The organism is Embleya scabrispora, from assembly GCF_002024165.1.
GTDB classification, from domain to species: Bacteria; Actinomycetota; Actinomycetes; order Streptomycetales; family Streptomycetaceae; genus Embleya; species Embleya scabrispora_A.
Genome location: NZ_MWQN01000001.1, coordinates 1 through 10,995 on the forward strand (window position 1 = coordinate 1; position 10,995 = coordinate 10,995).

A 10,995-nucleotide genomic window follows, 5' to 3' on the forward strand; every position below is an offset into this window, starting at 1 on the left:
GCGGACGCGCTGCTGGATCCGGTCATGGCGCAGCGGTTGTGGCGCGACGGCGGTGCCGGGCGGCCTGGGATGTTGCGGGCGGACGGAGAGTTTGGCCGCGAGCTCGGGGTACGGGTCGGGCGGCCGTGGCTGGGGTCGGTGATCGCGGTCGAGGACGGCGGGCCCTTGATCGCGTGGATGGGCGCCGTCATCCGCAGGCGGCGTGGGGACGCGGGTGCGGGTCCCGCTCGGTCCGGGTGTGAACTTGAGTGGTGGTGGGTGTTACCAGGAGGTGATTTGGAGGATGTAGACGCGTTCGTGGCGTGGGACGACCTGGTAGACGAACATGCCGTTCGCGACCAGGGCCGTGCCGCCCTGGGGTGATAGTCCCTCGTAGGTCTCGCCGCGGAGGTAGAGCGCTTCGGCGGCGCGGACGAGTTCGGCGGCCTTGTCCTCGACCTGGACGATCAGGACCGGTGGGGCGTCGGCGGTCACGTACGCCTCGTCGGGTTCGTATTCCCAGGCCCAGGTCACGCGGTGGCCTCGCGGGCCTCGGTGAGGACGGCGAGGAGTTCCGCGCGGGCGGCCTGCCAGGCGGGGTCGTGGCGTTGCAGGGTTTGCAGGGTTTGTTCGGCCGTGTGGCGGCGGGTGAGGAGGTCGGGGCGGCGTTCGATCTCGACCTCGCCCGCCCACACCGTCAGCCAGCCCTGGATCGGGCCCAGGTGTGCGGTCTGGGCGGCGAGTTGGAAGGCTTCGTTCTTCTGGCGTTCCATCTCGGGCAGGCGGTGCGGTGCGACGCGTGCGAGGGCTACGCGCAGGGCGTCGGGAGTGCGCTCGGGGCGGGGCAGGCGTGCACCGTTCGGTAGGGGGGTGGTGGGCTCGCTCATGCCGCGTCGTCCTCTCGGTGGGTGCGGGGTACGTGGCCGGTCGCGGTCAGCGTGGTGGTCAGGTGTGCGTCGACGTAGCCGCCGAGGAGCAGTTCGCACAGGACCGGCATGGACTTCACGCCCGCCGCCGCGCGACGGCGGTCGGCGCGCGACCACACCCGGTGGGACAGCGGGCCCGTGCGGCATCCCGTGCGGGGAGTTCCGTCGCGTGTGGGGCCCAGGGAGCGACCCGGGGGTGGGGTCACCGTCACCCGGCCGTCGGCGAAGGCGTCCAGGAGGGCCTCGAGGACCGGGGTCAGGTCCAAGGCGTCGCCGGCCGCGCGGGCGCGGGCCCGGCGCCATACGGCGACGTCCATCCACAGCAGGCGCTCACGCGCACCGTCCGCGGGGTCTTCGACCGTCCTGCGAGGCACATGGGCGTGGGTGGCGGGGTCGGCGGCTTCCGGCATGACATCATCTCCCCTCTCGCGGCGGGCTCCCTCTCGAACCGATCACAATCCTAGATGCGCCACATCAAGCCCCGTAAACCCCTGCGGCATCGACTCTTCCTGTCTCCTGCGGGGGTCATTCGGCCGGAACGCCCCACCTTCCACGGCTGCGAGCTGCCTCGTTCGCGATGTCGACCATCACACGTACGAGATCCGTCCGACTCCTGACGTGAGAGAAGGAGCGTTGCGGAGCGTGCTACGCGCCTGCATCCGACCCGCTCCCGTCCGCAGGGAGTTTGGTACAGGGCGGGCGGGACTCGGCACGGTCCATCATCCACCGCTCCAAAACGGGAGACACACGGCCGACCAACGCCGTGCCGTCCGCGAGGACTTGTATTCCGCACCAGGCGTTCGACCACGACACCCGCGAGTCGCTCACCCCGGTACCACAGATGCAGACCGCGCTCCGGATTCAGGCCCTCCCCGACTGTGTAGACGTTCGCGTCCACCGGACGACTGCGTCTGTACCGCTCGGTTTCCGCCGTGGCCTCGCTCGTCGCGGCCGCCAACTCGTCGGGGTCCATCCCGCAGCGCAGGGGCCCAATCCTTACGAACAGCTCCGGGCATCCGGGTCCGCCGCTCGTCGTCCGCTGACACACGCCATCCCACCCCCCGAACACGATCACGGCTCGTACAGGCTTCCGCGGACACCGCCGCGATGCCGTGGACCCGCCGTCCCCGACGGTTCCAGGATGCGGCTCGCCGACGACCTCCGACTCGGCCTCGAAACCGACCCTGTCGTCCGCCGCCACCGAGGCGTCCCTCCTGTCCGGGCCGGGCGGGCGTGGGCGCGAGGCCCGCCGGTGGGGCCGGTCCGGTCCCGTCGTGGTTTCCGGCGGGCACCCCTTCCGCGCCGCACGCCCGCGTGCGGACAGCCCCCGGGAAACGTCCCCTCGCCGAACCGTCCGGCGCTTGGCGCCGTTCCGGGAGCATCCATGTGCAACACCCGGGGCGGACGCCAACGGGCACGAGGTCGTACTCGTTCGGCTGATGGTGAACCACGCGAATACCGCGACCGACGCCTTGGACCATCTGCACAACCGGCGCGCCCACGTGGCCCCCACCTCGTTCACCGACCGCGATGCCGCCTCGGATGGCCCGTTCATCCCTGACATCGCCCCTGCCGGCCACATCCCGCACCCTCACATCGGCGCTGCGGGGGTCTCAGCGTCGGAAGCCGCGGCCGGGGTCGCGCGCCGGGGTGTTCCCGAAGGGCTCGAACCAGTTGTTCCGGCGAAGGTCTCCGATGCCGAAATGTTGGTTCACCTCGCCCGCAGGATCCTCGATGCCGTCGAAGCGGGCGTTGAAGAGCATGAGGACGTCATGGTCCTGGAAGAACAGGTCCGAGCACATGTCCCAGTCGTAGTCGTCCTCGTGCTCGGGCAAGCGGCCATGAGCGTCGTTCGACTCGTCGATGTCGTCCAGGTAGGAGGGTGCGTCCTCGATCGCGAGATGGAGCGCCATCTCCTCAGCGGTACAGGAGGGTTGAGGCCACGTGCCTCGCTCCAGATCGTCGGCGAGGTCGTCGAAGGCTCGGGCCATGCGGCGACGCCACTCGCGGTTCGCGGCGAAGGTCAACGGGGGCAGGCGCATGAACGTCTCCCAGTTGCCGGTGTCGTGATCGGATACCGGTCGGTCGCCGAGCTCCTCGGCGTCGTCGTACGCCTGATCGGCCAAAACGCTCAGCGCGGTCAGCAGCAAGTCGACCGTACGCGGCGTGAATTGCCAGCAGCCTTCCTCGCAGCCCTCACCACCGCAGTCGCACTCCCTGACGGGGAACAGCGCGACCAGGTCCGGCGTCTCCTCGTCGGGGGTGGGTGTCGACGCCTCGGGATCGATTGCCGCTTCTTCGTGCTCCCGCCCGAGCCGCCACCCGTGGGTGAAGTCGGTGCGGATGGGCCGTGCGCTCCAGTCCGCGAGTTCGTCGCCGTCCTGGACGCGCAGAAGACGCGCGCTGCTCTGATCCGTCAGCGTTTCCGCGCCGGCGATCCAGCTGTCGCTGTCGCTGAGCGTCATCACCGCGCCGACCAGGTCACGGGGATCGTCCTCCGTCAAATCCGACGCGGGGAGCGGTTCCCAACCCTGGCTCATGGCCTCTCGCACGAGTGTGTCCTCGTCCGTGATGTGGAATTCCCGCAGGTGCGCGATACGTACGACGCTGCCGGCGAGGTCCTTCAGTCGTGCCTCGTCGGGCGACGCAGCCGCCGAGGTGTCGTCCGGCTCGTCGGACGCCCCGGCGTCTTCCCGCCCTTCGAGCTCTTCGTCTTGGGCGCCCGCCTCCGGCACCGGAACATACAGAATGCCGGTGCCGGCGGGCCATGTCCCGGTTGCGGCGTGGGCGACGGCCTGTCTGAGTGAACTCCCCGGCGCGTCCGGCAGCGCGGCGACCAGTGTGCGCAGGCTCTCTGCTCCCTCCGTGGCATCGCGGGCCGCGAGTACGCGTCGCAGCATGCGCTGTGCCGCGTGGGCGTGCGCCTTGTCCTTGCAGGTCAACACGGCGGCGAGGGAACGAGGGATGTCGAAGGTCCCGATCAGGGCCATGACACGACTTTTGCTGGGGGTGTGCTCACAGAGGAAGTCGAACAGGCGGACCTGCTCGAAACCGGCATTCATGCGGGAACTCCAATGACACAGCGGCACTCGAAGGAGCGCGAAGGGTGGAAGGTTCCGCTGGTGGGCACGCTGCGCACGCGCCCCCGAACGAGAGTCGAGATCGACGGCTACGGCTGGTTCCCCCGGTGTGAGCGGCGGTCCGGACCGTGCGCAAGAACGGTAGCGCATACCACCGACCCGCAGGCGCGAAATCGTACCGTCGGGATTCGCGACGATCGGTCGGGTGTCGTTCTTGCAGCACCCGGAACGTGGAGGACCGTGGCCTGAGTTCACGGGTTCGTCCGAACAGTCGCGACCGGGTACGGACGAATCCGGCGCAGCGGTGTGTGCGGTCCCGGGTCACCAGTCGGAAACGAGTGCCACGGACTCGGCGGGCACGGTCGCGGTGTGCACGATCAGTACCACTCCACCCACGTGCCGAGCACGCACGTCTTCCGAGTACCGCCGAACGCCGGTCGAGTCTTCGGTCGGTGTCCGTGCCGTCCACGTACGTACTCGACAGTGCGCCGCTCCTCGCCGCAGAGAAGGCCCGCAAGACCCGCGCGTGATCATCCTGCACGCCGGCATCGTCGAGACACCGGCCCTCGGAGACACGAATCCGGACCTGCCTGCTCGCCGACAACACGGTCCGCCCCGGCGCCCACCCGGTCGTCCCCGCGCTGTGCCCGACGCGGGCACGAAGAGCTGGAGCAGGACCCCGGCGACACCGTCCCGGGGAAGGGCGAGGAGAGCCTCGACGAACTCGACGACGGTCCCGACGAGTCACCGCTCCCGGGCCCGGACGCCGCCGAAGAAGACCCCGGCTCCCCCGCACCGCCGTACACGGGGTACGGGCTCTACGACGCACACGAGGAGGCCCTGAAATGGTGAGCCCCGGTGCGCAATCGGGCGACGACGCGAGGGGCGTCGTGCGCAGACGACGGAACAGTCCCGGCCGATGACCACCTGGCAGGGCTGGCAGGACTTCGTCGCCGCAGCACCACCCGCGCCACCGGAACCCGATGCACCGCCCCGCGGCCGGGAAGAACGCCTGGCCTACCACTCCGCGTTCGTGACCATCCGCACCCCGGCCATCGACACCCTAGCCACGAACATACGCACGCTGATGATCCTGGGCCGCCACCAACGGACCACCGCCCGACCGGCGTTGATCGCCGGCGGCCCCGCCGCGGCCGGGAAAACCACCGCGCTGCTCCACGTCGGACGCGCCTGCCACCTCACGGAGGCCGCCCGACGCGGCGGGAGGGCGGAGGGCGTGTCGGTGGCGTACGTCCTCGTACCGCCCGGCGCGACCGCCAAGGCCCTCGCCGCCGAGTTCGCCCGCTACCTCGGCATCCCCGTCACGGCCCGGATGACGCAGGCACAGATCACCGAAGCCGTCTGCCACACCTACAACCGGGCAGGCGTCCACCTCGTCCTCATCGACGAGATCCACCGCCTCAACCCCCGCACCACCACCGGTGCGGAGACCGCCGACCTGTTGAAGGACCTCACCGAACGCATCGGGGCGACCTTCGTGTACGCGGGCATCGACGTGACCGCCACACCGTTGTTCGGCGGGGTACGCGGAGCGCAACTCGCCGGTCGGGCCTCGTTGGTCGAGTGCGGGGCGTTCCCCGCGCGGCTCGGCACACGCGAACCGTTCAAAGAATTGATCGCCGGAGTGGAAGCCGCCCTCGACCTGCACGCACACCGCGCGGGGACACTCCCCCGCCTCGCGCCCTATCTCCACAGGCGCACCGCCGGCCGGATCGGCAGCCTCACCCGCCTCATCCGCCAAGCCGCGATCACCGCGATCGTGGACGGCACCGAACGCATCACCAGAACCAGCCTCGACCGGATCCGCTTGGACCATCTCGCCGAAACCCGGCACCAGCCGCGATCACCCACGTCCGGACGGTAGACCGCCCTGCGACCCACGCCAAAACGCTGTGACCAGCACAAACACGATCCGGGCCTTTAGACGCACCCGGCTATGTGCAACACATCCGCGCATTCTCAACAAAAACGCGAAACCCCCAGGTCAGACCCCCACAGCCTCCACCCGGACAGCCCCGAAACGTTCTCAACCCACCTGCAACACCCCAGCCCACACCACCACCCACACACCAACCACCACCCCCGGAATCACAACGAGCCGAGAAGGCCGGACACCGCCTCGACCGGGAACCCGCGCCGGGACGTATGGCGACCGCGCCGGTTGCCGGACCGAATCAGGGCGCTGCCGGCCCGGTCCGGGGCGCGGTGTGCCGCTCCGCGGTGGGCACCTTCTCGGCGTTCGGTGGGTCCGTTCTGTGAAGCGGGCGGGCGGACAGGGCCTAGACCTACCCGGCCGAGTCCGGTGAGACGACGTCCCAGGTCCCGAATCGAGTCAGGCCGGCTGCTCCGGCCGCCGCCACCGAGGCGTGGTTGTCGAGTTGGCAGCGGTACTGCGGCTGGTACCCCCGGGCGAGGGCGTGCCGGGAGATCGCGCGCACGAGGCGGCGAGCGTGGCCCTTGCCGCGGTACGGGGGCAGCGTCAGGACGCCGAGGTCGGCCAGCGGCGCGGATCACTGCGGGGGCGTGACGCGGGACGTCCGAGCCTATGCGCGGGTGCGGACGGTGCCGCCTGTACAGGGGACGATCTGGCCGGTCAGGGACGGGAGGTCGGGGTCGCCGAGGAAGGCGATGGTCTGGGCAACGTGGTGCGGTGTGGGTTCGGTGAACCCGCCCTGGGGCGAAGCCGAAACCGCCACCGCGTTGACCGCGACGCCCACCGGACCCAGTTCGCGGGCCAGGGATTTGGTCAGCGCGATCGCCGCCGAACCGACCGTCGCGTCGACGGTGGCGCCCGCTTCCCCCGCCAGACCGCGCGCGTCGAGCACGAGTACGATTCGTCCCCCGCCCGCGGCGGCCAGGTCCCGACCCGCCGCCTGGGCCAGGGCGAACAGCGCGGACAGCCGCCGCTCGACGGCGGCCCACCAGTTCACCGGGTCGGTGTCGGCGAAGTCCGCGGCCGGCCCCGGCTCGGTGGTCCCGATCACGAACAGATCGGGCGCGGGCACGTCCACGTCGGCGGGCGACGTCACCCGTCCGCCGCGCGCGCTCAGCACCTGCGTCGCGGCCCGGCCGACCTCGGCCGGCAGGCCGACGAGTACAGCGTGGTGGGAGAGCGACTGCATCAGATCACCGTTCCTGCGTTGGGGGACACGACCTGCCCCGTGAGCGCGCCGCGGCCGGACAGCAGGAAGGCCGCGGTGATCGCGATTTCCTCCGGCCGGACCAGCGCACCGGTGGGCAAAGTGGCCAGGTACGTCGGGTCGCGCCAGATCGTGCCGGCGGCCAGCATCGCGGTGTCTGTGGGGCCGGGGGCCACCACGTTCACCAGGACCCCGGTCGGCGCCTGCTCGGCGGCCAACGCCCGGGTCAGGCCCAGCAGTGCCCCCTTGGCGGTCACGTAGTGGGCGGCGTCCTCGCCACCGGTGATCGCCAGTTCGGAGGCCACCGCGACGATCGCGCCGGCGCCTCGATCCACCATGGCCGGCAGGGTGGCGCGGGTAAGGTTGTGCAGGCCGCCGAGGTGCACGCCGAGCATCCGGCGGAAGGCCGCCGGTGAGATTTCGGCGAGCGGGATCTCCTCCACGTATCCGGCCGCGCTCAACACGCCTGTGGGCGAGCCGAGTTCGGCGGTGACCCGAGCCACGAAGCGCGCGACGGCCGCCGGATCGGCGACGTCCACCACCGCGTCGAGGTCCGCCTCGCCGCCGGCTCGCAGGTCGCATCCGGCCACCAGCCAACCCTGTCGCCGCAGTTCGCGGACACAGGCCAGGCCGATCCCGGCGGCCGCGCCGCTGACCACGGCCACCTTGGCCGGCTTGCCGCCGTCCGTACCCATGCTCATCGCTCCACTCCCCCGGCCACGCCGAACTCGGTCCGCACCACCGCGGCGATCGCGTCGGCGGCGCCCTCGAAGATCGCCTCGCCGATCGCCGCCGAGCTGCCATGCGCGGTGCGCAGCACGCCGGAGGGGTCGACCAGGCCCGGCCGTTCCGGCAGCACCGTGTACGGCGGCGGGGTGATCTCGACGGTCAGCGGGCTGATCGCGTCGGTGTGGACCCGGGTCGGGTCCAGGTGCATCATCAGCGATGTCTCGACGATCCCGGCGTGCTCGGCCTCCCAGCCGGGGAAGTCGCCGGCGAAGATTCGGTCGAGCGCGTCGGCGCCGATCACCTCCCACCAGTTCACCATCAACACCCGTGCGTCGGCCCCGCGTTCGAGGGCCAGGTCGACTCCCTCGACGGCCGGCGCGGTGTTCTCGAAGTGGCCGTTGACCAGCACGATCCGCCGATGCCCGTGCCGGGCGTAGTTGACCACCAGGTCATTCACGAGCGCGCTGTGTGTGGCGGCGCTCAGCGAAACCGTGCCGGGGAACCGCTCGCCGCCGCCGCTGATCGGCCGCGATCGCGAGCCGTAGGCGTACCCCGGGGCAACCAGTCCGCCGACGCGGGCGCAGACAGCCGCGGCGAAGCGCTCGGCGATGTGCGTGTCGGTGTCCACCGGCAGGTGCGGGCCGTGTTGTTCGATCGAGCCGAGCGGCAGGAACAGCACCTCGTGCGCCGCTCGGGCGGCGATCTCGGGGCCGGTGAGGTCGCGCAGCCGGGTCCGGTCGGTCATGGGGTCCTCCGGTGAAGGTCGTGGCGATGCCGGGTGAGGAGGTCGGTGAACCGCCCGCGCGGTTCCCAACCGAGGCCGGCGCGCGCCCCGTCGGCGCAGACCGCGCCGGCGTGTGGGTCGCGGGTGAATCGGTCCCGGTCGAGGTCGGCGGGTACCTCGCCCACCTCACGGGCGTACCAGTCCAGCGTCGGGTCCGGGTGGGCGCAGTCCGCCGCGGCGAGCAGGTACGGCCCGAAGGTCGGCGCGGTGGTTTCCACGGCGGCTCGGAAGGCCCGCGCGACGTCCTCCGCCGTGACGTAGTCGTGCAGCGTGCGCGGGCCGGCTCCCGGTGCCGGGTCGACGAAGGTGTGCAGGTTCTCCGGGAAGACCACCGCGCAGGGGCGCAGGCACACCACTTCCACATCGCCCGCGTCGGCGAAGCCGCGCGCGGTCACCTCGACGATCGCCTTGCTGATGCCGTACGCGTCCACCGGCCGGCTCGGGTGCGTGTCGTCCACGGGCAGCCGGGTCGGGGTCCATCCGGCGCGCAGCTCGTGCAGTCCGGTAGCCGCGACGCTGGAGCACACCACGACCCGCGCGACGCCTTGTTCGCGGGCCGCCTGGAGCACGTTCCAGCAGCCGAGGGTGTTCACCCTGACGCAGTCCCGCGGGTCGGTCGCCCAGTCGTAGTCGATCCCGGCGAGGTGGACCACCACGTCGGCCCCGGCGAACGAGGAGGCCAGGGTTGCGGGTTCGAGGATGTCCGTGCGGCGGAAGGCGACATCGGGGCCGTCCTTCCCAGGGGCCAGGTCGGCGTTCAGCACGTCGTGCGCGTCCGCGAGTTCGGCCAGTACGTACCGGCCCACCCGACCGGAACCACCGGTGACTACGACCCGCTTGCCCGAGGCGCTCATCGGACCGGCGCCTCGGTCGCGCCCGGACGCGCGGCCTCGGGCGGCTCGTCGTCGAGCCCGCGCCTGCGGACGAGCAGCAGGACCAGGCCGCCGACCATCCACACGACGACCACCGGCAGTGCCCACACGAACGGGCTTTCCGGAAGCGGGTCGAGTGATTCGTAGGCCACCAGGATCAGCGCGGCGCTGCCGAGGAACGGCACCACGGCGTGCTTGACCCAGTTGAACTCGTGCCGGGCCATGGTCCGGTACATCCGCCACACCGCGACGCTGCCCATCACGTACACCACGGCGAGGGCGAAGGTGAACATCAGCCCGGTGAACGAGTAGACGTTGTACAGCCCGACCGTGCCGATCATCGCCAGTCCGACCACCACGTTGATCACCGTCTGCACTCCGATCGCCGCGACCGGCGTCTGATGCCGACTCAGCCGGGCGAGCGGCCCGGGCAGCGCACCGGATCGGGCCATGCCGTACATGAACCGGGCCGACGCGTTCATGCACGCGATGGCGCCGCCGACGATCGAGTTGAGCAGCGCCAGCAAGGCCAGGAACCACAGTGGGCCCCAGTATTTGTGCGCGAGCACGAACACCGGGAGCTGCTCGGAGTCGACGAAGCCCTGGATGTCGCGGGTTCCCCAGCCCGCCAGTTGCCCCCATGTGGTCAGCACGACGAACACGCCCAGGATGACGATCGAGCCGAGCACCGCCTTGGGGATGTTCCGGCGTGGGTTCGCGGTCTCCTCTCCGAGTGACGCCGCCGCGTCCCAGCCGGTGTAGGTGTAGATGCTGAACACGAAACCGAGGAAGAAGCCGTTGCCGGTGGGCGCCCCGCTCCCGGTGAGCCAGTTGAGACTGGTCCCGCCGTCACCGGGCTGGAGCAGGCCCCAGACGGAGAGCGCGACCATCACCAGGATCTCGAACACGCCCAGCGCCACGGTCACGCCCACGGCCAGTTCGACACCTCGGTAGGCCAGTGCGGCGACGGCCACCAAAAGCAGCATCATCGGCGCCCACCACGGCACGTCCCAGCCGTATTCGCTCAGCAGCACCCGGTGCGTCGTCGAGCCGAACAGTCCGCACAGCATCGCGGTGGCGACCGGATAGAACAGCAAGTATGCCCACGCGGCGAGGAATCCCCAGCGCGGACCGAGCAGTCGGCTGACGAAGCTGTGGTAGGTGCCCGCGGAGGTTATGTGTCGGGTGAGTTGGGCGAGCGAGTAGCCGAGCAGGTAGGACACCACGGCGGCGAGCAGCACCACCAGCGGGCTCGCCACGCCGGCGGTGCCGGCCAGGAACGGCACGGTGAAGGCGACCGTGATGGCCGGCGACATCGTGGTCACCGACTGCATGAGGGCGCCCGGGAGCCCGATGGCGTTCGCCTTCAAGCCGGCCGCGGGCGGCTGCCCCGCCGAGACTCGGTCGTCGGTTCTCATCGTCGTGCTCCTCGCGTGGGCCGGGATGGGGTCGGAGTGGGCGGGA

Annotated in this window: 11 protein-coding genes; 1 reads left to right on the forward strand and 10 read right to left on the reverse strand. The window is 70.9% G+C overall.

Going from position 1 to position 10,995, the window contains the following annotated elements:
• Positions 1-261: 261 nt before the first annotated feature.
• The 4 genes from B4N89_RS00010 to B4N89_RS50580 form a co-directional block, all read right to left on the reverse strand.
• Positions 262-474: a hypothetical protein gene (locus tag B4N89_RS00010; protein ID WP_235618395.1), complete on the reverse strand. Its 213-nt coding sequence runs from the start codon at positions 472-474 to the stop codon at positions 262-264.
• A 35-nt stretch (positions 475-509) separates the two neighbouring features.
• The gene (locus tag B4N89_RS00015; RefSeq protein WP_078973811.1) at positions 510-866 is read right to left on the reverse strand and encodes a hypothetical protein; all 357 of its coding nucleotides are present in this window, start codon (positions 864-866) and stop codon (positions 510-512) included.
• Positions 863-1,315: a hypothetical protein gene (locus B4N89_RS52500; protein WP_078973812.1), complete on the reverse strand. Its 453-nt coding sequence runs from the start codon at positions 1,313-1,315 to the stop codon at positions 863-865. Before B4N89_RS52500 ends, B4N89_RS00015 begins: the two co-directional genes overlap by 4 nt.
• Before the next feature lie 1,203 nt (positions 1,316-2,518).
• Positions 2,519-3,967, reverse strand: coding sequence for a hypothetical protein (locus B4N89_RS50580; RefSeq protein ID WP_078973813.1), 1,449 nt, complete (start codon positions 3,965-3,967; stop codon positions 2,519-2,521).
• Positions 3,968-4,904: 937 nt separating this feature from the next.
• On the opposite strand from B4N89_RS50580, the gene B4N89_RS00030 reads away from it, so the two are divergent.
• Positions 4,905-5,870: an ATP-binding protein gene (locus tag B4N89_RS00030; RefSeq protein WP_078973814.1), complete on the forward strand. Its 966-nt coding sequence runs from the start codon at positions 4,905-4,907 to the stop codon at positions 5,868-5,870.
• 421 nt (positions 5,871-6,291) lie between these two features.
• Here the strand turns inward: B4N89_RS00030 and B4N89_RS00035 are convergent, their stop codons facing one another.
• From B4N89_RS00035 to B4N89_RS00060, 6 genes are read right to left on the reverse strand one after another with little or no spacing between them, the layout of a single operon-like run.
• Positions 6,292-6,507, reverse strand: a complete 216-nt coding sequence (locus B4N89_RS00035) for a GNAT family N-acetyltransferase (RefSeq protein WP_321170720.1) — start codon at positions 6,505-6,507, stop codon at positions 6,292-6,294.
• Between the two features lie 42 nt (positions 6,508-6,549).
• Positions 6,550-7,128: an SDR family oxidoreductase gene (locus B4N89_RS00040; RefSeq protein WP_078973815.1), complete on the reverse strand. Its 579-nt coding sequence runs from the start codon at positions 7,126-7,128 to the stop codon at positions 6,550-6,552.
• Positions 7,128-7,847, reverse strand: coding sequence for an SDR family NAD(P)-dependent oxidoreductase (locus B4N89_RS00045; protein WP_078973816.1), 720 nt, complete (start codon positions 7,845-7,847; stop codon positions 7,128-7,130). The genes B4N89_RS00040 and B4N89_RS00045 overlap by 1 nt, the downstream gene beginning before the upstream one ends.
• Positions 7,844-8,620 carry a creatininase gene (locus tag B4N89_RS00050; RefSeq protein ID WP_078973817.1) on the reverse strand — a complete coding sequence of 259 codons (777 nt, stop codon included), beginning with the start codon at positions 8,618-8,620 and terminating at the stop codon, positions 7,844-7,846. Before B4N89_RS00050 ends, B4N89_RS00045 begins: the two co-directional genes overlap by 4 nt.
• Positions 8,617-9,513 (reverse strand): NAD-dependent epimerase/dehydratase family protein, encoded by an 897-nt coding sequence (locus tag B4N89_RS00055; protein ID WP_078973818.1) that lies wholly within the window; start codon positions 9,511-9,513, stop codon positions 8,617-8,619. Before B4N89_RS00055 ends, B4N89_RS00050 begins: the two co-directional genes overlap by 4 nt.
• Positions 9,510-10,949, reverse strand: a complete 1,440-nt coding sequence (locus B4N89_RS00060) for an APC family permease (RefSeq protein WP_161500570.1) — start codon at positions 10,947-10,949, stop codon at positions 9,510-9,512. Before B4N89_RS00060 ends, B4N89_RS00055 begins: the two co-directional genes overlap by 4 nt.
• Positions 10,950-10,995: the final 46 nt, after the last annotated feature.

Coding starts and splice junctions, on each gene's coding strand:
- B4N89_RS00050 (WP_078973817.1), bottom strand. CDS start 8,620: ATGACCGACCGGACCCGGCTGCGCGACCTCACCGGCCCCGAGATCGCC.
- B4N89_RS00030 (WP_078973814.1), top strand. CDS start 4,905: ATGACCACCTGGCAGGGCTGGCAGGACTTCGTCGCCGCAGCACCACCC.
- B4N89_RS00055 (WP_078973818.1), bottom strand. CDS start 9,513: ATGAGCGCCTCGGGCAAGCGGGTCGTAGTCACCGGTGGTTCCGGTCGG.
- B4N89_RS52500 (WP_078973812.1), bottom strand. CDS start 1,315: ATGCCGGAAGCCGCCGACCCCGCCACCCACGCCCATGTGCCTCGCAGG.
- B4N89_RS00040 (WP_078973815.1), bottom strand. CDS start 7,128: ATGCAGTCGCTCTCCCACCACGCTGTACTCGTCGGCCTGCCGGCCGAG.
- B4N89_RS00015 (WP_078973811.1), bottom strand. CDS start 866: ATGAGCGAGCCCACCACCCCCCTACCGAACGGTGCACGCCTGCCCCGC.
- B4N89_RS00045 (WP_078973816.1), bottom strand. CDS start 7,847: ATGAGCATGGGTACGGACGGCGGCAAGCCGGCCAAGGTGGCCGTGGTC.
- B4N89_RS00060 (WP_161500570.1), bottom strand. CDS start 10,949: ATGAGAACCGACGACCGAGTCTCGGCGGGGCAGCCGCCCGCGGCCGGC.
- B4N89_RS50580 (WP_078973813.1), bottom strand. CDS start 3,967: ATGAATGCCGGTTTCGAGCAGGTCCGCCTGTTCGACTTCCTCTGTGAG.